A 21,036-nucleotide genomic window follows, 5' to 3' on the forward strand; every position below is an offset into this window, starting at 1 on the left:
CGCGCTGTCATGCTTTCACGATCGCCTGCTGGAGGACAGCGATCATGTCCTCGGGCTCGGGTCGGCGGGTATAGTCGGGGTTGACTTCGGAGTAGAGGATCACGCCGTCTCGTCCGATGACGTAGCGGGCCGGCATCGGCAGCGTCCAGCTCGGATCGTCGTTGAACGTCGGCAGATCGTTCTTCAGCTGCTTGTAGAGCTCGACCAGATAGTCGGGCAGGTGGAAGCGCAGTCCGAAGGCCTCGCCGACCTGACCGTTCACGTCGGACAGGATCGGGAAGGAGAGCTTGTTCTGGCGCACCGACTTGCGGCTGTTCGGCGCGGTCTGCGGCGAGATCGCCACCAGCGCGGCGCCGTATCTGTCGAATTCCGGCTTGGCCGCCTCGAGCGCCTGCAACTCCATGTTGCAATACGGGCACCAGACGCCGCGGTAGAAGCTGAGCACCAGCGGGCCGCGCTTCAACAGATCGGTCGAGTTGACGATGTTGCCCTCGGGATCGCGGAGCGAGAAGGCGGGGGCGACATCGCCCGCCTTCCTGGCGCGCTGGGCGGCACCGGATGCGATCAGCTCCGCGGTGGCGCGGTGCATGATATCGATGACTGGTCGCGGAACGTTGTAGGGCGGCTTTCCGGCTTCGAAATCGGCCTTGAAAGCGTTGAGCCTGGCTTGCAGCGACATGACGGTTCTCCTCGGTCTCTGCGTGGTGGACGGCGGCGCCGTCCGGTTTGTTGAACTCACACGCTGCAAGCTAAAGGAGGTGGCCACGCCGGGTAGCGCTGCCGTCGGACTAGCGCTTATTCCTGTCGGGAATAAGCATCGACCGTTTCAATCGGCCGATGACGTCATGCATTGAAGCTGCGCTCGAAGAAGCTCACGAATGCGCGTGCCTTGGCGGTCGCTGCACGTCCGGTCGGAAGCACGGCCCAGAGATCGAGGGCTGGGAGGTTCCATTCCGGCAGGACCGCGCGCACGGCGCCCGATTTGAGCTCCGGGGTGAACATCCATTCCGATGCGATCGTGAGCCCGGCATCGGCGAGCACCGCAGCACGGACGCCTTCGGCTGCGGTCACCCGCAACCGGCTCCGCACGGTGACGGCCAGTTCGGTACTGTCACGTTGAAACGACCACACGCTGCCCTCGCGAAGATAGACGACGGCTTGGTGCCGGCTCAATTCGCTCGGTGTCGACGGCGTGCCGGCGCGGTCGAAATAGGCAGGCGTGCCCAGCACGAAGCGCTGGCATCGCGCGATACGGCGCACCGTCAGCGTCGAATCCGTCATCTTACCCATCCGCAGCGCGACATCGATGCCCTCCTGGACGAGGTCGATCTGACGGTCATCGAGCACGACCTCGAGGTCCAGCTCGGGATGCTGCGCGAGAAACCTCGGCAGCATCGGAATGAGATGGATTCGTGCGAAGGTGACGGCCGCACAGACCCGCAATCGGCCCTTGAGGCCGGCCCCGGCGCCACGCGCCGCCAGTTCGGCTTCCGCAGCCTCTTCCAGCGCGCGCCGGGCACGCTCGAGATAGCCAAGCCCCGCTTCCGTCGGCGTGAGGCCATGGGTCGAGCGAATCAGCAGCTTGACCCCGAGAAACTCCTCGAGCTGCGCGACCGATTTCGAGACCGCCGGCTGGCCCACGCGAAGCTGCCGCGCTGCGCCGGAGAACGAGCCGGTCTCGACCACCCGCACGAATGTCTCCATCGCCGCCAGACGATCCATGCCTATTCTCCGCCGGAATGAACGTGTCAGCCCATCCTGTCACGGTCTGGGGCGATTGGCCATGTCAGGACGCGTCCCCGGGGAGTGGAGGCAGCAGGCTAGGACTTGCGGTGCCTGGCGTTGACCGCGATCGCGGCGGCGGCGGTGCGGTTCTCGACGCCGAGCTTGGCGTAGATCTGCTCAAGGTGCTTGTCGACGGTGCGCGGGCTGAGGCCGAGGATCTGCGCGATGTCGCGGTTGGTCTTGCCCTTGGAGAGCCAGGACAGCACTTCGCCTTCACGCGTGGTCAGGCCGAGCTCGCTGGAGAACTCGGCCGGCATATCGCCGCTGGTGTCCTTGGCGAGACGCAGCAGGAATTCGTTCGGGCCGAGCTTGCCCATATATTGCAGCCGCAGCTGCTCGTTGCCGGGGAAAGGTGCCACGGTCGCAGTCTTCTTTCCCGCAGCGCCTTTCTGCGCCTGCTCGAGCCATTGCGGCATCGGATCCGGCAGCGCGAAATTGTCGGCGGCGTCGGCGAGCGTGTCCGACAGCAGTCGCTGTGCCTGCGGCGTCGCCCACAGCAGCGCGCCGGCGCTGTTCACCGCGAGCAGATAGCGGCCGGAGACGTCGAGCGCGGCGCGGGCGCTTTGCGTCATCCGCGCATTGGCGAGATGGACCCGGATGCGCGCCAGCATCTCCTCGACCACGATCGGCTTCGTCACATAGTCGACGCCGCCGGCCTCCAGCCCGCGCACGATATGCTCGGTTTCGGCAAGACCCGTCATGAAGATGATCGGCACGCCGTCGAGCCCGGCATCGCGCTTCAGTCGCCGGCAGGTCTCGAAACCGTCCATGCCGGGCATCACGGCATCCAGCAGCACGATATCGGGCGTGATCTGGTCGACGATGCGCATCGCCGAGGCGCCGTCGAGCGCCACCATCACGGTCATGCCGGCGCCGTCGAGTGCATCGGTCAGCAGGCGCAACGTCTCGGGCGAGTCGTCGACGACGAGCGCAACGTCGCGCTTCTTTTGTTCAATGGTCATAACTGTGCAATATCTTCAACGTCGCCATATATTGATCGAGATCGAACCGGTCGATCAGCGTGCGCATCTGGCCGACGAAGTCGGCATGTTCGGGACACTCATTGCCGATCTCGTCGAGCTTGAGCTGGATCGCCCTGACGTAGCCGAGCTGGCCGAGGCTGATCAGCTCTTCGACATATTTCACCGGCGGCCGCGAACCACTCTCGGGCTTCCACTGTGGAGGCGGGGCCGGCTCGGCCTCATACTGCCACTCGATCTTGAGCAACTGGCGGATGGTCTCGAGCAGCCGCGGGATGTCGATCGGCTTCATCAGGTAGCCGTCATGGAATGGTTGCGCCAGCGGCGCGCCATGGGCCTCCAGCGCGCTGGCCGAGATCATCAGGATCCGCGCCTGGTGATGGCCTTCGGAGCGCAGGGTTTCGGCGACGGTCCAGCCGTCCATGCCTGCCATCGAGATGTCGAGCAGGAACAGGTCCGGCCGGCAATGCTGCGCGAGGGCAAGACAGCCCGGCCCATCCGGCGCGCTGAGCAGGATGAAGCCGAGCGGCGTCAGGATCTCGCGCAACAGGTCGCGGTGGGTCGGGTCGTCGTCGGTGATCAGGATCGTCTTGCGCGGACCGTGATAGCCGTACACGGGAGCATCGACCGGCGCATCGCGCCGCGGATTGGTGACCTCCGACAGCAGCAGCTTGACGCGGAACGTGCTGCCGGTGCCGACCGTGCTCAACACCTTGATGTCGCCGCCCATCACACCCGCGAGCAGGCGGCTGATGGTGAGCCCGAGCCCGGTGCCGGTCTGTGGTTGGGTGACGCCAAGCGCGCCGCGCTCGAACGGGGCGAAGATCCGCTCGAGATCGTCGGGCTGGATGCCGGGCCCGGTATCGATCACCTCGAACTCTGCGACCGGGCTGCGGTAATGCACCACGAACTGCACCTGGCCGGATTGCGTGAACTTGATCGCATTCGACAGCAGGTTGATCAGGATCTGCCGCAGCCGCTTCTCGTCGGCATAGACCACGACGGGCAGCACGGCCGGCCGTTTGAACACGAAGTCGATGCCTTTTGCTGCGGCTTGCAGGCGGAACATGCCGACCAGCTGCTCGAGGAAGTCATTCAAACGCACTTCATCGCGCGACAGGTAGAGCCGGCCGGCCTCGATCTTGGAGATATCGAGGATGCCGTCGATCAGCCCCGACAGATGATCGGCGCTGCGGCGGACCACGCGCACTTGCTCGCGCGGCCGCACCTGCAGGCTGTGGTCCTGCTCCAGCAATTGCGCGTAGCCGGAGATCGCATTCAGCGGCGAGCGAAGCTCGTGGCTGAGGCCCACGACGTACCGGCTCTTGGCGAGATTGGCTGACTCGGCAACTTCTTTGGCGCGCTGCAGTTCGGCGTCGGTCCGCTTGTGGGCGTCGATCTCCTGGATCAGCAGCGTGGTCTGCCGGCGTGTTTCCGCTTCCGCGGCGCGCCGGCTCTGTTGTGCCAGCACGAACAGCCAAGCGACGACGCCGATGATGAGGGTCAGCGCAAAGAACACCTTCCAGAGCACGTCGGCCAGCAATTCGTTGGCATGCACGGCCGCGGTGGTCTGCAGGTAGATCAGGCCGAGCACCAGCGCCACGAGGCCGGCCGAGACGGCGAACACGCCGAGATAATGCCCAAGCTGCGAGTTGATGCGGGCGTAGATCGGCTGCGGCATCACCTTGCCCAGCGCGTCCGAGACCTGTGCGCCGATCCGGCCATGCGGCTTGCAGAGGTCATGGCAGCGTGCGTCGAGCGAGCAGCACAGCGAGCAGATCGGGCCGGCATAGGCGGGGCAGGAAGCCATGTCCTCGGGCTCGAATGCATGCTCGCAGATGCAGCACTGGATCGATTCAATGTTCTGCCAGCTCCGCTTCGGCTTGCGGGCGATGTAGTACTTGCCATCGGTGGCCCAGGCGATCAGGGGAGCCGTGACGAACGCGACCGCAAGCGCGACGAAGGCCGACAGCGCCTTCGCGGTCGGGCCGAACAGGCCGTAGAACGCGCTGATCGAGACCACGGTGGCGATCGTCATCGCGCCGACGCCGACCGGATTGATATCGCAGAGATGGGCGCGCTTGAACTCGATGTGCTGCGGCCGCAGGCCGAGCGGCTTGTTGACGACGAGATCGGCTACCAGCGCGCCGACCCAGGCGATCGCGACGTTCGAGTAGAGCGCGAGCGTCTGCTCCAGCGCCTTGTAGACGCCGATCTCCATCAGCAGCAGCGCGACGACGACATTGAACACCAGCCACACCACGCGGCCGGGATGCGAGTGGGTGAGGCGGGAGAAGAAATTCGACCAGGCGATCGAGCCGGCATAGGCATTGGTGACGTTGATCTTGACCTGCGACAGGATCACGAATGTCCCCGTCAGCGCCATTGCCAGATCCGGCTGCGACAGCACGTAACGGAACGCCTCGAGATACATGTTGGCCGGCTCGGCCGCGTGCTCGGCCGAGACGCCGTGGCTCAGCGCGAAGAAGGCCAGGAACGAGCCGGCCAGCAGCTTGAGCGCGCCGAGCACGATCCAGCCGGGACCGGCGCTCAGCAGCGCGATCCACCAGGCCTTGCGCGAGGTGCGGCGGTCACGCGGCAGAAAGCGCAGGAAGTCGACCTGCTCGCCGATCTGCGCCACCAGCGCAAACACGACGGAGGCCGCGGTGCCGAACAGCAGCAGGTCGAGATTCCCTGCGGGATCGCCATGATCGCCGGCGAATTTGCGCCACTCGGTGAAGGAATGCGGATTGGCCCAGGCGATCGCCGCGAACGGCATGATGTGGAGGACGATCCACAGCGGCTGGGTCCAGAGCTGGAAGCGGCTGATCAGCGTGATGCCGTAGATCACCAGCGGAATGATCACGACTGCGCTGATCAAATAGCCGATCGGCCGCGGGATGCCGAAGCACATGTCGAGCGCGCTGGCCAGGATCACCGCCTCGATCGCGAAGAAGATGAAGGTGAAGGAGGCGTAGATCAGCGAGGTGATGGTCGAGCCGATATAGCCGAAGCCGGCGCCGCGGGTCAGCAGGTCGATGTCGATGCCGCTCTTCGCGGCATGGTAGGCGATCGGCAGCCCGCAGAGGAAGATGATGACGCTGACGACCAGGATCGCGGCGGAGGCATTCATCGCACCGTAGTTCAGCGTGATAGTGCCGCCGATCGCCTCCAGCGCGAGGAAGGAGATCGCGCCGAGCGCGGTGTTGGCGACGCGGGCGGCGGACCAGCGCCGCGCGCTCTTGGCGGTGAAGCGCAGCGCGTAGTCTTCCAGCGTCTGGTTGGCGACCCATTGATTGTACTGGCGCCTGACGCGGTCTATCCGCTGCCGCCCTGCCACTCGTTTGAACTCCTGGTCCACGATGCGCTGATCGCGGGCAAATCCCGTACCAAAACCTACGTCGCTATTTTGCGGTGCAGTATACGCGATCTCACGTATCAGCGCGCTGCACAAAAGTGAGCAATCCTCGCCTGATCAATAAGCGTTCTCGAACCAGATGGGGTGCTCATGTCAGACGAAACAAAACCAGGCCTGAAGTCTCCGCTCCGGCGCAAGCTCTTGATGGGAATGGCCGCTTTGCCGGCCGTCTCGATGCTGGGCCGTCCGGCATTTGCCGACGTCCCTGCAACCTCTGCGGTCAACACCACGGGGCTTGCAGTCACCGATAGCGAAGTCACGGTCGGCATCCTGCATTCTGTCACCGGCACGATGGCGATCTCCGAGACCGGGTCGGTCGAAGCCGAGAAGCTCGCGATCGAGCAGATCAATGCCGCCGGCGGCGTGCTCGGCCGCAAGATCAAGTTCATCCAGGAAGACGGCGCCAGCGACTGGCCGACCTTCGCCGAAAAGGCCAAGAAGCTGCTGGTCAACGACAAATGCGCGGCCGTGATGGGCTGCTGGACCTCGGCCTCCCGCAAGGCGGTGCTGCCGGTGTTCGAGCAGTACAACGGCATGCTGTACTACCCGACCTTCTATGAAGGCCTCGAGCAGTCCAAGAACGTGATCTACACCGGGCAGGAGGCGACCCAGCAGATCATCGCCGGCCTCGACTGGGTCAACAAGACCAAGGGCGCCAAGAGCTTCTACCTGCTTGGCTCGGACTACATCTGGCCGCGCACCTCGAACAAGATCGCGCGCAAGCACATCGAGAACCATCTGCAGGGCTGCAAGGTGGTCGGCGAGGAATACTTCCCGCTCGGCTCGACCCAGTTCAACTCGGTCATCAACAAGATCAAGCTGACCAAGCCGGACGTGATCTACGCGATCATCGTCGGTGGCTCGAACGTCGCATTCTACAAGCAGCTCAAGGCGGCCGGCATCGACCTGTCCAAGCAGACGCTGCTGACGATCTCGGTGACCGAAGACGAGATCGACGGTATCGGCGGCGAGAACATCGCCGGCGCCTATGCTTGCATGAAGTACTTCCAGTCGCTCGACAATCCGAACAACAAGGCCTTCGTGCCCGCCTTCAAGAAGATGTGGGGCGAGAAGACGGTGATCGGCGACGTCACCCAGGCTGCCTATCTCGGTCCGTGGCTGTGGAAGTTGACGGTGGAGAAGGCGCAGAGCTTCGACATCGACAAAATCGCGGCGGCTTCCCCTGGCGTCGAGTTCAAGGGCGCGCCGGAAGGTTACGTCCGGATCCACGAGAACCATCATCTCTGGTCGAAGACCCGCGTCGGACGCGCCAAGGCCGATGGCCAGTATGAGCTGATCTACGAGACCGCCGATCTCGTCGAGCCGGATCCGTTCCCCAAGGGCTACCAGTGAGCCAGTAGCCCGCATGAGCGGAGCGATATGCGGGACCGTCCCGGGTATCGCGACCGCCCGCTCGGGCTACGAAGCTCCACAACGCATCGTGGCCTGGACGTCAGCGCCCACGCCACGGAACGAGCGTCGCTTGACCGGCGGCGCGTGCCCCTTGGAATGACGGAGGACCAGATGTTCGGCGACTATTCGATCAGCGATCTCGGCGCCATCCTTGCGATGCAGGGATTTGCCGGGCTCATCCTGTTCTCCGTCTATGTGCTGATGGCGCTGGGACTTGCCATCATCTTCGGCCAGATGGGCGTCATCAACATGGCCCATGGCGAGTTCATGATCCTAGGGGCGTACGTCACCTGGATGACGTCGAACGCCGTGCAGCACGTCGCGCCCTGGCTGTTCCCCGGTTACTTCTTCATCGCAATGATCCTCGCGTTCATTGCTTCGGGCGCGCTCGGCATGCTGGTCGAGTGGGCGCTGATACGCCATCTCTACAAACGCCCGCTCGACACGCTGCTGGCGACCTGGGGCCTTAGCCTGATCCTGCAGCAGGCCTATCGTTCGATCTTCGGCGCGCGCGAGGTCGGCGTCGAACTGCCGGAATGGATGATGGGCTCCTGGCAGGCGACCGACTCGATCCAGATCCCGATCAACGGCATGTTCGTGATGGCGCTGACCATCCTGATCACGATCGCGGTCGCCTATGTGCTGTTCTGGTCAAGCTGGGGCAAGCAGGTACGCGCTGTGGTGCAGAACCGCGTGATGGCGGGCGCCGTCGGCATCAATACCGAGAAGGTCGATCGTTACACCTTCGGCCTCGGCTGCGGCATCGCCGGCATCGCCGGCTCGGCCTTCACCATGATCGGCTCGACCGGGCCGACCGCCGGCCAGCTTTACATCGTCGACACCTTCCTGGTGGTCGTGTTCGGCGGCGCCGCCTCGCTGTTCGGCACCATCGCCTCCGCCTTCTCGATCTCGCAGACCCAATCGACGCTGGAATTCTTCCTGTCGGGATCGATGGCCAAGGTGATCACGCTGCTGACGATCGTCGCGATCCTGATGGTGCGTCCGCAGGGGCTCTTCGCGCTCAAGGTCCGCAAATAAGAACAAGCAGGCTGGTCATGATCATCAACTCGCGCTTTTTCAATCGCTCCGAACTGCTCGGCTTCCTTGCGCTCGCGGTGCTGTTGTTTCTCGTCCTGCCGCTGTCGCTGGATATCTTCCGCCTCAACCTCGTTGCCAAATATCTGACCTACGCCTTCGTCGGGATCGGCCTCGTGCTGTGCTGGGGCTATGGCGGCATCCTGAGCCTGGGGCAGGGCGTGTTCTTCGGTCTCGGCGGCTACTGCATGGCGATGTACCTGAAGCTCGAGGCGTCCTCGGTCGCGAACACCAAGATCCAGTCGACGCCGGGCATTCCCGATTTCATGGATTGGAACCAGCTCACCTCGCTGCCTTTCCTCTGGAAGCCGTTCCACAGCTTCCCGGTCACGCTGCTGGCGATTTTGCTGGTTCCCGCGGTCTTCGCGCTGATCATCGGTGCCGCGATGTTCAAGCGTCGGGTCGGCGGCGTGTACTTTGCCATCATCACGCAAGCGATCGCCGCGATCCTCACTATTCTGATTGTCGGGCAGCAAGGCTACACCGGCGGCATCAACGGCATTACCGACTTACGCACGCTGCACGGCTGGGACATCCGCACCGATCACGCCAAGTACATCCTGTATTTCGTGGAGGTGGCATTGTTGTTCGGCTGCATCTGCGCCGCGCAGTTCATCCGCCTGACAAAACTCGGGCGCATCCTGGTGGCAATGCGGGAGCAGGAGGATCGCGTGCGCTTCTCCGGTTACAGCGTCGCCAACTTCAAGATCTTCGCGTTCTGCGCCGCGGCGGTGTTCGCTGCGATCGGCGGCGCCATGTTCACGCTCGAGGTCGGCTTCATGTCGCCGTCCTTCGTCGGCATCGTGCCGTCGATCGAGATGGTGATCTACACAGCGGTCGGCGGCCGGATGTCGATCTTCGGCGCAGTCTGGGGCGCACTGCTGGTCAATTTCGCCAAGACCAGCCTCTCGGAGTCCTTCCCGCAGCTCTGGCTGTTCGGCCTCGGCGCGCTGTTCATCGCCGTCGTGCTCGCCTTCCCGAACGGGCTCTCCGGCATCTGGGCGGACCACGTCCAGCCGCGCATTGATGGCCTGCTGGCATCACGCAAATCGAAATCGGCGGCCGGCCTGATCGCCGACGGCGCACCGGCCGAGTGAGGAGGGATCATCATGCTTGTCGGCCATCAGCCCAAGGACTTCCTGCTTGCGGTCTCCGGTCTCACTGTGTCCTTCGACGGCTTCAAGGCGGTGAACGATCTCTCCTTCTATGTCGAGGAGAACGAGATCCGCGTCATCATCGGCCCAAACGGCGCCGGCAAGACCACGGTGCTCGACCTGATCTGCGGCAAGACCAGGGCCACGTCCGGCTCGATCCAGTTCCGCGGCCAGGAGCTGACGAGGTTGCGCGAGAACGAGATCGTGCAGGCCGGGGTGGGGCGCAAGTTCCAGACGCCGTCGGTGTTCGAGGATCTCACCGTGTTCGAGAACCTTGAGATTTCCTTCCCGCGCGGCCGCACCGTGTTCGGCTCGCTGACCTTCCAGCGCGACGACACCGTCAGGCAGCGGGTCGAGGAGGTCGCCGAGATGATCTTCCTGAAGGACAAGCTCAACACCTATGCCGACCAGCTGAGCCATGGCCAGAAGCAGTGGCTCGAGATCGGCATGCTGCTGATCCAGGACCCGGACCTCCTGATGCTCGACGAGCCGGTCGCCGGCATGAGCGTGTCCGAGCGCGCCAAGACCGCCGAGCTGCTCAACCGCATCATCAAGGACCGTTCGGTCCTGGTGATCGAGCACGACATGAAGTTCGTCGAGGACATCGCGCACAAGGTCACGGTGCTGCACCAGGGACAAATCCTGTCTGAGGGAACGATGGAGCACGTCAAGAACGATCCGAAAGTCATCGAAGTGTATTTGGGGCACTGACGGATGATGACGAATGTCACAGGTCTAGCCGCGAACTCGGTCCACCTCTCCCGTAGGGAGAGGTCGAATTGCGCAGCAATTCGGGTGAGGGGTATCGCGCTCCCGTGGGACCTGAAGGCCCTCACCCGGCGCTGCGCGCCGACCTCTCCCCGGTGGGGAGAGGTGGAGTGTGCGGCTCTGCCGGACACTTCAACGCACATCTCGCAATAGGAGGCGATCTCATGTTGGCAATCTCAGATCTTCACGTCGCCTATGGCCAGAGCGAGGTGCTGCACGGCCTCAATGTCTCGGTCGCGCCAAACGAGATCGTCGCGATCATGGGCCGCAACGGCATGGGCAAGACCACGTTGATGAAGTCGCTGATGGGCATCCTGCCGGCCAAGAGCGGCAAGGTGACCATGGACGGCACCGAGCTCGGCGCGTTGAAGAGCTACGAGCGGGTGGCGAAGGGGCTCGCCTACGTGCCGCAGGGCCGCATGATCTTCTCCACCATGACCGTCAAGGAGAACATCGAGACCGGGCTCGTGGTGTCAGGCGGCTCCGAGGTGCCGGGCGATATCTACGAACTGTTTCCGGTGCTGCTCGAGATGAAGGAGCGCCGCGGCGGCAATCTCTCGGGCGGTCAACAGCAGCAGCTCGCGATCGCCCGCGCGCTGGCGACCAAGCCCAAGGTGCTGCTGCTCGACGAGCCGACCGAAGGCATCCAGCCGTCGATCATCAAGGACATGGCGCGCACCCTGAAGCGGATCCGCGATGAGCGGGGACTGTCGATCGTCGTCTCCGAGCAGGTCCTGAGCTTCGCGCTCGACATCGCCGACCGCGTGCTCGTCATCGAGAACGGCGAGATCGTTCGCGACGATCCACGCGCCAGCGTCGATGCCGCGCAGATTTCTAAGTACCTGTCCGTCTAACTATCGGTAACCCAAGGGGAGCATCGCGATGCCAGATACACTGATCAAGGTCGATCTCAGCAAGTCGGCCTATGAAAACGACAAGATCCATAACCGCTGGCATCCGGAGGTTCCGATCGTCGAGTGGGTCAGCCCCGGCGACGACTTCATCATCGAGACCGTCGACTGGACCGGCGGCTTCATCAAGAACAACGATTCCGCCGACGACGTGCGCGACATCGACCTCTCGATCGTGCACTTCCTGTCCGGCCCGATCGGTGTCAAGGGCGCCGAGCCCGGCGATCTCCTCGTCGTCGACCTGCTCGACGTCGGTCCGTTGAAGGAGAGCCTGTGGGGCTTCAACGGCTTCTTCTCCAAGCAGAATGGCGGCGGCTTTCTCACCGACCATTTCCCGCTGGCGCAGAAGTCGATCTGGGACATCAAGGGCCTCTACACCTCGTCGCGTCACGTCCCCGGCGTCAACTTCGCCGGCCTGATCCATCCCGGCCTCATCGGCTGTCTGCCCGATGCCAAGATGCTGGCGGCCTGGAACAAGCGCGAGGCCGAGCTGATCGCGACCAACCCGACCCGGGTGCCGGGCCTCGCCAATCCGCCGTTCGCGCCGACCGCGCATGCCGGCCAGGCCAGGGGTGACGTCAAGGCCAAGATCGGCCTCGAGGGCGCCCGCACCGTGCCGCCGCGCGAGCATGGCGGCAATTGCGACATCAAGGATCTGTCGCGCGGCTCGAAGATCTACTTCCCGGTCTATGTGCCGGGCGGCGGGCTCTCGATGGGCGATCTGCACTTCAGCCAGGGCGACGGCGAGATCACCTTCTGCGGCGCGATCGAGATGGCCGGCTGGCTGCACATCAAGGTCGACGTCATCAAGGACGGCGTCTCGAAATACGGCATCAAGAACCCCGTGTTCAAGCCGTCGCCGATCACGCCGAATTACAAGGACTATCTGATCTTCGAGGGCATCTCGGTCGACGAGGCCGGCAAGCAGCACTATCTCGACGTCCACATCGCCTATCGCCAGGCCTGCCTGAACGCGATCGAGTATCTGAAGAAGTTCGGCTACTCCGGCGCCCAAGCCTATTCGATCCTCGGCACCGCGCCGTGCCAAGGTCACATCTCCGGCGTCGTCGACGTGCCGAATGCTTGCGCCACGTTGTGGCTGCCGACGGAGATCTTCGACTTCGACGTCATGCCGTCGTCGGCGGGACCGATCAAGCATATCGAGGGCGACGTGCAGATGCCGATCTCGCCGGACAAGTAATCCTTTAGGTGATCCCTGCGCGAAGGGTGCGGACGGCTGCGTATCTGCCGCCCCGCATCCATCGCCGGATGTCACGCACGACTGCGCGAGGATTAAGGAAATGCCAATCTACGAATATCTCTGCAACGACTGCGGTTCCTTCACCGACATGCGGCCGATGGCGGAATGCGACCTGCCGCAGGATTGCCCGCAATGCGAGGCGACGTCGCCGCGTGTGATCCTGACTGCGCCGGCGTTCTTCTGCATGCCCTCGGACAAGCGCAAGGCGCACGCTACCAACGAGCAGAGCCGGCACGCGCCGAAGACGCTCGATCAGTACAAGGCCGCGCATGGGCCAGGCTGCGGCTGCTGCTCCACCGGAAAGAAGAAGCCGGCGCGACTGATGACCAAGACGAAGAACGGCGCCAAGGGCTTTCCGACCGCGCGGCCCTGGATGATCAGCCACTGACGGCGTGGTTGACCGTCTGCTCTCCTCAAACTGGCGCTGCTTCGTCATGGCCGGGCTTGTCCCGGCCATCCACGTCTTTCTTGGCCGATCGGAGCAAAGACGTGGATGCCCGGCACAAGGCCGGGCATGACGGAGCTAGTTAAGAAATCTCGATGTCATTGATCGCATTTCGAAACAGGCTCTCAGGCCTGCTCGGCGACTTTCAGCGCCTCGGTGCGGATTTCCTCGACCAGCCGCTCCTTCAGGGCAACGAATTCGGGTGTGGTCTTGATCTTGTAGGACCGGGGATGCGGCAGGTCGACCGCGATCTCGGCCTTGATGCGGCCGGGGCGCGCGCTCATGACGATGACGCGGCTGCCGAGGAAGATCGCCTCCTCGATGTCGTGGGTGACGAACAGCACCGTCTTCTGGTCGCGCTCCCAGATCCCCAGCAGCATCTCCTGCATCAGCGCGCGCGTCTGGTTGTCCAGCGCGCCGAACGGCTCGTCGAGCAGCAGGATCTTCGGATCGTTGGCCAGCGCGCGGGCGATCGCGGTGCGCTGCTGCATGCCGCCCGACAGCTGCTTGGGCCAGTGATTTTCGAAACCCGAGAGCCCGACCCGGCGAATGAAGGCGTCGGCGATGTCATGGCGCTCGGCTTGCGCAACGCCGCGCTCGCGCAGGCCGAAGGCGATATTCTCCCGCACCGTCAGCCACGGAAACAATGTGTAGGACTGAAACACCATGCCGCGATCGGCGCCGGGGCCGGTGACCTCGCGCCCGTCGAGCGTGACCCGTCCGCCGGTCGGCCGGTCGAGCCCGGCGACGATCCGGAGCAAAGTAGACTTTCCACATCCGGAGGGGCCGAGGATGGTGACGAAGTCGTTGTCGCCGACGTCGAGCGTGGTCGGCTCGAGCGCTCTCGTCGGCGCGTTGCCGGCGCGGGCGGGGAAGGTTCGCGAGACCTGATCGATCCTGAGCGCGGTCATGCGAGCTTCCACGGGAACAGCCAGGCATTGAAGGCCTTAAACAGGAAATCGGAGATCAGGCCGATCAGCCCGATCACGATGATGCCGAAGATGATCTGGCCAGTGTTGAGCAGCGCCTGGCTGTCGGTGATCATGTGCCCGATGCCCGAGGATGAGCCGATCAATTCGGCGACGATAACGTAGGTCCAGGCCCAGCCCAGCACCAGCCTGAGGATTTCAGCGATCTCGGGCGCGGCGGAGGGCAGCAGCACGCGGCGGATTATGCCGCGGTCGCGGGCGCCGAGCGTGTAGGCGGCCTCCACCAGGTCGCGCCTTGTGGCACCGACGGTGACGGCGACCATCAGGATGATCTGAAACACCGCGCCGATGAAGATCACGAGCAGCTTCTGCAACTCGCCGATGCCCGCCCACAGGATCAGCAGCGGGATGAAGGCGGATGCCGGCAGATAGCGCGCAAAGGACACAAACGGCTCGAGAAAGGCCTCGATCGGCTTGTAGGCTCCCATCAAAACGCCGAGCGGCACCGCGATGACCGCAGCAAGCACAAACCCGCCGATCACGCGCCAGATCGTCATCCCGATGTCGAACAGAAAGCCCTGCTTGGCGAGCAACTCATAGCCCTCCTGTACCATGGTCAGCGGGTTGGCGAGGAAGGTCTTGGACACGTGGCCGCCGAATGTCGCCCAGGACCAGAGGGCGACGAACAGCACGAAGAAGGCGAGGCCATAGGTCACGCGCTGCTTCGATGTCGTGGGCTCGAGAGGACGCATCAAAATGATCCGGGCGTATCTTATGCGGCGGTCCCGCCCGCTGTGTAGCGAGGCGGGACCGGCCGAAATGGTTGCTGCGTTACTTGATGAAGCTGGCGTCGTAGATGTCCTCGACCTTCGGCGCGGCCTTGATGATGCCGACCTCGAGCAGCAGCTCGGCAGCGTCCTTGTTGAAGGTGAGGAAGTCGCCGGCGAAGAATTTCTGGTTGGCGGCCTTGTCCTGCCAGCGCAGATACTTTGCCGAGTTGCCGAACTGCTCGCCGCTCTGCTTCACGTCAGCGCCCATGATCTCATAGGACTTGGCCTGGTCCTTGGCGATCATGTCGAGCGCCTCGAAATAGCTGTTGGCAAGCGCCTGTGCCGCTTTCGGATTGTCGGTCAGGAATTTCGGCGTGCAGCCGAAGGTATCCATCACGATCGGGTAGTCGAGTGTGGTCGCGATGATCTTGCCCTTGTCGGGAGCGGCGCGCACCGTTGACAGATAAGGCTCGTACGTCATCGCGGCATCGTTCTGGCCGGAGACGAAGGCCTGCGCCGCGGCTGCGGGCTCCAGATTCACCACGGTGACGTCTTTCACCGTGAGGCCGTTCTTCTTCAGCATCCACGCCAGCGCGAAATAGGGCGAGGTACCCGGCGCCGAAGCCGCGACGGTCTTGCCCTTCAGGTCCTTGATCGCGGCGATGTCGTTGCGCACGGCCATGCCGTCGGCGCCATAGCTCTTGTCGAGCTGGAAGATCTGCTTGGTCGCGACGCCATTGGCGTTCCAGGAGATCCAGGTCTCGACCGTCGTCGCCGCACACTGGATGTCGCCCGACGCAATCGCGAGATGGCGGTCCTTCTGCGGGATCTTCTTCAGGGTCACGTCGAGGCCGTTCTTCTTGAAGATGCCGGCCTCCTTGGCGAGCGTCAGCGGCGCGAAGCCGGTCCATCCGGAGATGCCGACGCCGACCTTGACGTCATCCGCGAACGCGGCGGTGGACGCGAGCAACACTGCGATTGCGGGCAATAGCTTGAAGGAACGCATGATTGTCGACCCCTTGAACGATGGATTGAACCCAGTTGATGTCTTCACGGCAGTCGCGGCGGTGCCGCATGAAGCATGTCGGCGGACGATGGCCCATGATGCATTGCATGAAATATGCCGCGCAAGGCGTCCTCAGCCTCCCTTGAAGCGAGCCACCAGGCGGTGCGTCTCGCCTGGATAATGCAGCCGCACCGCCGTCACCGTGCGCGCGCTGCGCCAGGTGTAGCGGTCGATCACGAGGCAGGGCGCGCCGACCGCGATGTCGAGCGCCTTTGCCGTGCGGTCGTCGGCGACGACGGCGCTGATGGTATGCTCGGCTTCGGTCCACGGCACGTGATGCAGCAGCCATGATCCCGGCGGTTCGCGGGCGAAGTCCGCGTCGGCAGCCTCCGGGACCGTGGAGAGATCGATCAGCCTGTCCTCGACGGCGAACGGCACGTTGTCGGCGCTGTGCCGGCAGGCGATCGCGACCACCTTGCCGGCCGTGCTGACGCCGAGCCGGGCGCGATCGGCCGATGTCGCGGTGCGGCGCCGGCATTCGATCAGCTGATAGCCGTAGCTGCGGCCGAGCGCGGTGATCTCGGCGCGGATGTCGGCGATCTTGAGCACCGCCGACAGATGCTGCGGACGGCGCACGAAGGTGCCGGCACGGCGCCGCCGCTCGATCAAATCGGCCTGCGCAAGTTCCGACAGCGCCTTGTTCACCGTCATGCGCGAGCAGCGATAGCGCGCCATCAGCTGGTGTTCGAAGGGGATGCGATGCCCGGGCGGCCATTCGCCGGTCAGGATCCGCGTCTCGATGTCGAGCCGGATCCGCTTGTAGAGTGTCGGCTTGCCGGCTGCATTCGGCTTGGGCTGGTCGGAGGCGAGACTCACGCGACGAGCCTCCGCACGCTGGCATTGAACTGCTCGCGCGCCTTGTCGCGCAGCCGGTGCCGGCCGCCTGCGACCACCTTGTCGCCGCCGGCCCAGACGCAGTCGATCGCGTCGCTGCCGGTTGCAAACAGCCAGCCATCGAGAACCGCATCGCCCGACCGTCCCGCGAGGGACGGATGCGCGGTGTCGAGGCTGACGATGTCGGCGCGTGCGCCGGGCGCGAGCCCGGCCTTGGTCTGTGCCAGAGCTTGCGCGCCGCCAGCCAGCGCCTGGTCGAACAGGGCACGGCCGGTGGATGTGCCCGGACGCCCCGAGAGCACATTGCGCTCGCGGTGTTTCAGCCGCTGACCGTATTCGAGCTGGCGCAGCTCGTCGGCGACGCCGACCAGCACATTGGAATCGGTTCCGATGCCGAACCGGCCGCCCGCGGCGAGGAATTCGCGCGCCGAAAAGATGCCATCGCCGAGGCTTGCTTCGGTGACGGGGCAAAGGCCGGCAACCGCGCCGCTGCGGGCGAGCGCTGTGACTTCCTGCTCCGTCATGTGAGTCGCGTGAATCAGGCACCAGCGCTGATCGACGGGCGCATGGTCGAGCAGCCATTGCACCGGCCGCCGCCCCGACCAGGCGGAGCAATCCTCGACCTCGCGCACCTGTTCGGCGGCGTGGATGTGGATCGGATCCGCCCCGGCCAGCGGGATGATCGCCGCCAGCTCATCCGGCGCCACGGCGCGCAGGCTATGCGGAGCGATGCCGATGTTGGCGCCGGGTAGATCTCGGATTGCCTCGCGCGAGGCGGCCATCAGCGCGGCGAACTGATCGACCGGGCAGATGAAGCGGCGCTGCCCGGCATGTGGTGCGGCGCCGCCGAACGTGCTGTGGGCATAGAAGCTCGGCAGCAGCGTGAGCCCGATGCCGGAGGCGCTGGCGGCCTCAGCAATGCGCACGGCCATCTCGGCGAGATTGGCGTAAGGCGCGCCGTCCCGATCGTGATGCAGATAGTGAAACTCGCCGACACGGGTAAAACCCCTCTCGAGCATCTCGACATAGAGCAGGGTGGCGACGGCGGCGACGTCGTCCGGCGTCATGGTCAGCGCGAAGCGATACATCGTCTCGCGCCAGGTCCAGAACGTATCGGTCGTGTCGCCGCGCAGTTCGGCAAGACCGGCCATGCCGCGCTGAAATGCGTGGCTGTGCAGGCTCGCCAATCCTGGAACCGCCATTTGGTGACGTTCGTCGCCGGCGCTAGGCGCAACGCCCGCCGTCACCGAAGCGATCGCGCCATCGACAACGACGACCTGCACGTCATTGGCCCAGCCCGAAGGCAGCAGCGCGAATGCGAAATGCAGTCGTGTCATTTTTCCACGCCGGCTGGACAGAACCCGGACACGATTATATGTCTAGACATATAAGTCAAGCATCCCACATCGAGGGGACGATCGCATGGCAGAGCGCTTCGACCGTATCTGGCACAACGCCCGGCTCGCCACGATGCGCAGCGACCGCACTGATCTCGGCGAGATCGAGCGGGGCCTGATCGCGGCGCGCGACGGCCGCATCGTCTATGCCGGCATGCAGTCGGATTTTCCCGTGGATGCGGACGCTGTTGAACGGACCGATTGCGGCGGCCGCTGGATCACGCCCGGACTGGTCGATTGCCACACCCATCTCGTCTTCGGCGGCAATCGCGCGCACGAGTTCGAGCTGCGCCTGAAAGGCGCGAGCTATGAGGAGATCGCGCGCGCCGGCGGCGGCATCGTCTCGACCGTCGCGGCGACGCGCAAGGCGACCGAGGCGGAGCTCGTCGCCGGTGCGCTGCCGCGGCTCGATGCGCTGATCGGCGAGGGTGCAACCACCGTCGAGATCAAGTCCGGCTATGGCCTCAATGCCGAGACCGAGATACGGCAGCTGGCGGCGGCACGCAGCCTCACCCGCCTGCGGCAGGTTGCGATCCGCACGTCGTTTCTCGGTGCGCACGCGCTGCCGCCAGAGGCCAATGGCGACAACGACGGTTACATCGATCTGGTTTGCAACGAGATGCTGCCGGCCGTGGCCAAGGCCGGCCTTGCCGACGCCGTCGACGGCTTCATGGAGGGGATAGCGTTTTCCGGAGAGCAGACGGCGCGAGTCTTCGAGGCGGCGCGTGCGCTCGGACTGCCCGTCAAGCTGCATGCGGATCAGCTGTCCAATCTCGGCGGCGCGGCGCTGGCCGCAAAATTCTCGGCGCTCTCAGCCGATCATCTCGAACACACCGACGAAGCTGGCGCCGTGGCGATGGCGAAGGCCGGCACCGTGGCGGTCCTGCTGCCCGGCGCGTTTTATTTCATTCGTGAGACGCACAAGCCGTCGGTCGAGCTGTTTCGTAGCCACGGTGTGAACATGGCGCTTGCGACCGATTGCAATCCGGGCAGCTCGCCGCTCACCTCGCTGCTGCTGGCGATGAACATGGGTGCAACGCTGTTCCGGATGACGGTCGCCGAATGCCTCATAGGGGTGACTCGGGAAGGGGCCCGCGCGCTCGGCATGCTTGCCGAGACCGGTACGTTAGAGGCCGGCAAGTGGTGCGATCTGGCGATCTGGGACATCGAGCGTCCGGCCGAACTGGTTTACCGCATCGGCTTCAACCCGCTGCACAGCCGGGTGTGGAGGGGACAATGAGCGATCGGGATGCGCCTGTCGTCGTGACGCCCGGAACCGTCGGCCTCGACGTCCTGGCGCGCGTGATCGCGGGCGCGCCCGTCGTGCTCGATCCATCGTGCTGGCCGCGCGTCGAGGCTGCCGCGCAAATCGTGGCGAAGGCGGCGCAGATCGACGTTCCCGTCTACGGCATCAATACTGGTTTCGGGAAGCTGGCATCGACGCGCATCGCGCCCGACCAGACTGCACTGCTTCAGCGCAACCTCATCCTGTCGCATTGCTGCGGAGTCGGTTCGAACACGCCCGAGCCGATCGTGCGTTTGATGATGGCGTTGAAAGTGATTTCGCTCGGTCGCGGCGCGTCCGGCGTGCGCCGCGAGGTGATCGAGCAGTTGCAGGGCATGCTGGCGCGCGGTGTCTATCCGCTGGTGCCGCAGCAGGGCTCGGTCGGTGCCTCCGGCGACCTGGCGCCGCTCGCCCACATGACCGCGGTCATGATCGGGGAGGGGCAGGCAATCCTTGATGGCAGGCTTGTGCCGGGGCGCGAAGCGCTTGCCGCTGCCGGCCTCGCGCCGCTGACGCTCGGCCCCAAGGAGGGGCTCGCGCTGATCAACGGCACGCAGTTTTCCACCGCCTACGCCATCTCCGGCCTGCTGCGTGCGCATCGCCTGGCGTGCGCCGCGCTGGTGACCGGTGCGCTGTCGGTCGATGCGGCGATGGCCTCAACGGTGCCGTTTCGTCCCGAGATCCAATCCTTGCGCGGCTATGATGGGCAGATCGCTGCGGCCGCGGCCCTGACCGCGCTGCTCGACGGCAGCGACATCAGACAATCGCATCTCGAAGGTGACGAGCGCGTGCAGGATCCTTATTGCTTGCGCTGCCAGCCGCAGGTCGCGGGCGCCGTGCTCGACCTGCTCGCGCAAGCCGCGCGCGGACTGACCGTCGAGGCCAATGCCGTGACCGACAATCCGCTGGTCCTGGTCGAGACCGGCGAGATCGTCTCGGGCGGCAATTTCCACGCCGAGCCGGTGGCGTTCGCTGCCGATCAGATCGCACTGGCGCTCTCGGAGATCGGTGCGACCAGCGAGCGCCGGATCGCGACCCTTGTCGACCCGGCGCTGAACTTCGGGTTGCCGCCGTTCCTGACGCCGGAGCCCGGCATCAATTCCGGCTTCATGATCGCCGAGGTGACGGCCGCGGCGCTCTATGCCGAGAACAAGCAGCGCGCGATGCCGTGCTCGATCGATTCCACGCCGACCAGCGCCAATCAGGAAGACCACGTCTCGATGGCCGCGCATGCCGCGCGCAGGTTGTCGGACATGGCCGACAATCTCGCGGCCATCCTCGGCATCGAGCTTTTGGTCGCGGCGCAGGGCATCACGCTGCGCGCACCGCATGCGACCAGCGCGCCGCTCGCCGCGGTCATCGCCGCGCTGCGCGCGCATGTTCCGGCACTCGCCGCCGACCGCTACATGGCCGACGATCTTGCGCGGGCCGCATCGCTGGTCGAAGCCGACGCGCTGCCTGCCGCAGCGATCGCGGTTCTCTCATCCGACCCGTTTCCAAAACTTGCTTAGCCGACAGGGGCATC

General features: G+C 64.7%; 18 protein-coding genes. 9 read left to right on the forward strand and 9 right to left on the reverse strand.

The window, feature by feature from the left end:
* Window positions 1–7: 7 nt before the first annotated feature.
* The 4 genes from QA639_RS17000 to QA639_RS17015 form a co-directional block, all read right to left on the reverse strand.
* Window positions 8–679: a peroxiredoxin-like family protein gene (locus QA639_RS17000; protein WP_028331442.1), complete on the reverse strand. Its 672-nt coding sequence runs from the start codon at window positions 677–679 to the stop codon at window positions 8–10.
* A 164-nt stretch (window positions 680–843) separates the two neighbouring features.
* Window positions 844–1,722 (reverse strand): LysR family transcriptional regulator, encoded by an 879-nt coding sequence (locus QA639_RS17005; protein ID WP_157346061.1) that lies wholly within the window; start codon window positions 1,720–1,722, stop codon window positions 844–846.
* 98 nt (window positions 1,723–1,820) lie between these two features.
* A complete protein-coding gene (locus tag QA639_RS17010; protein ID WP_050386958.1) occupies window positions 1,821–2,747 on the reverse strand; it encodes a response regulator transcription factor in 927 nt (308 codons plus the stop codon).
* Window positions 2,737–6,105, reverse strand: coding sequence for a hybrid sensor histidine kinase/response regulator (locus tag QA639_RS17015; protein WP_283090273.1), 3,369 nt, complete (start codon window positions 6,103–6,105; stop codon window positions 2,737–2,739). The genes QA639_RS17010 and QA639_RS17015 overlap by 11 nt, the downstream gene beginning before the upstream one ends.
* 168 nt (window positions 6,106–6,273) lie before the next feature.
* Here QA639_RS17015 and urtA point away from each other — a divergent pair, with 168 nt between their 5' ends.
* The 7 genes from urtA to QA639_RS17050 all read left to right on the forward strand — a co-directional run bounded on the left by urtA (window position 6,274) and on the right by QA639_RS17050 (window position 13,173).
* Entirely contained in the window at window positions 6,274–7,536 is a 1,263-nt protein-coding gene (gene urtA, locus QA639_RS17020) for an urea ABC transporter substrate-binding protein (RefSeq protein WP_028331438.1), read from the forward strand.
* 171 nt (window positions 7,537–7,707) lie between these two features.
* Window positions 7,708–8,634, forward strand: coding sequence for an urea ABC transporter permease subunit UrtB (urtB, locus tag QA639_RS17025; RefSeq protein ID WP_050387161.1), 927 nt, complete (start codon window positions 7,708–7,710; stop codon window positions 8,632–8,634).
* Between the two features lie 17 nt (window positions 8,635–8,651).
* Window positions 8,652–9,788, forward strand: coding sequence for an urea ABC transporter permease subunit UrtC (gene urtC, locus QA639_RS17030; RefSeq protein ID WP_028331436.1), 1,137 nt, complete (start codon window positions 8,652–8,654; stop codon window positions 9,786–9,788).
* Window positions 9,789–9,800: 12 nt separating this feature from the next.
* Window positions 9,801–10,556, forward strand: a complete 756-nt coding sequence (gene urtD / locus QA639_RS17035; RefSeq protein ID WP_057015909.1) for an urea ABC transporter ATP-binding protein UrtD — start codon at window positions 9,801–9,803, stop codon at window positions 10,554–10,556.
* Window positions 10,557–10,777: 221 nt separating this feature from the next.
* Complete coding sequence (gene urtE / locus QA639_RS17040; RefSeq protein WP_283090274.1) at window positions 10,778–11,467, forward strand: urea ABC transporter ATP-binding subunit UrtE; 690 nt, start codon at window positions 10,778–10,780, stop codon at window positions 11,465–11,467.
* Window positions 11,468–11,495: 28 nt separating this feature from the next.
* Window positions 11,496–12,725, forward strand: a complete 1,230-nt coding sequence (gene fmdA / locus QA639_RS17045) for a formamidase (protein ID WP_283090275.1) — start codon at window positions 11,496–11,498, stop codon at window positions 12,723–12,725.
* A gap of 100 nt (window positions 12,726–12,825) precedes the next feature.
* Window positions 12,826–13,173 (forward strand): FmdB family zinc ribbon protein, encoded by a 348-nt coding sequence (locus tag QA639_RS17050; protein ID WP_283090276.1) that lies wholly within the window; start codon window positions 12,826–12,828, stop codon window positions 13,171–13,173.
* A 182-nt stretch (window positions 13,174–13,355) separates the two neighbouring features.
* Here QA639_RS17050 and QA639_RS17055 read toward each other — a convergent pair whose 3' ends face one another.
* The 5 genes from QA639_RS17055 to QA639_RS17075 all read right to left on the reverse strand — a co-directional run bounded on the left by QA639_RS17055 (window position 13,356) and on the right by QA639_RS17075 (window position 18,166).
* Window positions 13,356–14,141, reverse strand: coding sequence for an ABC transporter ATP-binding protein (locus QA639_RS17055; protein WP_283090277.1), 786 nt, complete (start codon window positions 14,139–14,141; stop codon window positions 13,356–13,358).
* Complete coding sequence (locus tag QA639_RS17060) at window positions 14,138–14,911, reverse strand: ABC transporter permease (RefSeq protein WP_283090278.1); 774 nt, start codon at window positions 14,909–14,911, stop codon at window positions 14,138–14,140. Before QA639_RS17060 ends, QA639_RS17055 begins: the two co-directional genes overlap by 4 nt.
* A gap of 79 nt (window positions 14,912–14,990) precedes the next feature.
* The gene (locus tag QA639_RS17065) at window positions 14,991–15,935 is read right to left on the reverse strand and encodes an ABC transporter substrate-binding protein (protein WP_050386951.1); all 945 of its coding nucleotides are present in this window, start codon (window positions 15,933–15,935) and stop codon (window positions 14,991–14,993) included.
* Window positions 15,936–16,067: 132 nt separating this feature from the next.
* On the reverse strand, window positions 16,068–16,811 hold the full coding sequence (hutC, locus tag QA639_RS17070; protein ID WP_283090279.1) for a histidine utilization transcriptional repressor HutC: 744 nt from the start codon (window positions 16,809–16,811) through the stop codon (window positions 16,068–16,070).
* Complete coding sequence (locus QA639_RS17075; protein WP_283090280.1) at window positions 16,808–18,166, reverse strand: formimidoylglutamate deiminase; 1,359 nt, start codon at window positions 18,164–18,166, stop codon at window positions 16,808–16,810. The genes hutC and QA639_RS17075 overlap by 4 nt, the downstream gene beginning before the upstream one ends.
* An 85-nt stretch (window positions 18,167–18,251) precedes the next feature.
* On the opposite strand from QA639_RS17075, the gene hutI reads away from it, so the two are divergent.
* Together hutI and hutH are read left to right on the forward strand one after the other, a co-directional pair.
* Window positions 18,252–19,466: an imidazolonepropionase gene (hutI, locus tag QA639_RS17080; RefSeq protein ID WP_283090281.1), complete on the forward strand. Its 1,215-nt coding sequence runs from the start codon at window positions 18,252–18,254 to the stop codon at window positions 19,464–19,466.
* The gene (gene hutH, locus QA639_RS17085; RefSeq protein WP_283090282.1) at window positions 19,463–21,022 is read left to right on the forward strand and encodes a histidine ammonia-lyase; all 1,560 of its coding nucleotides are present in this window, start codon (window positions 19,463–19,465) and stop codon (window positions 21,020–21,022) included. Before hutI ends, hutH begins: the two co-directional genes overlap by 4 nt.
* Window positions 21,023–21,036: the final 14 nt, after the last annotated feature.

This window comes from Bradyrhizobium pachyrhizi (assembly GCF_029714545.1).
Lineage (GTDB): Bacteria > Pseudomonadota > Alphaproteobacteria > Rhizobiales > Xanthobacteraceae > Bradyrhizobium > Bradyrhizobium pachyrhizi.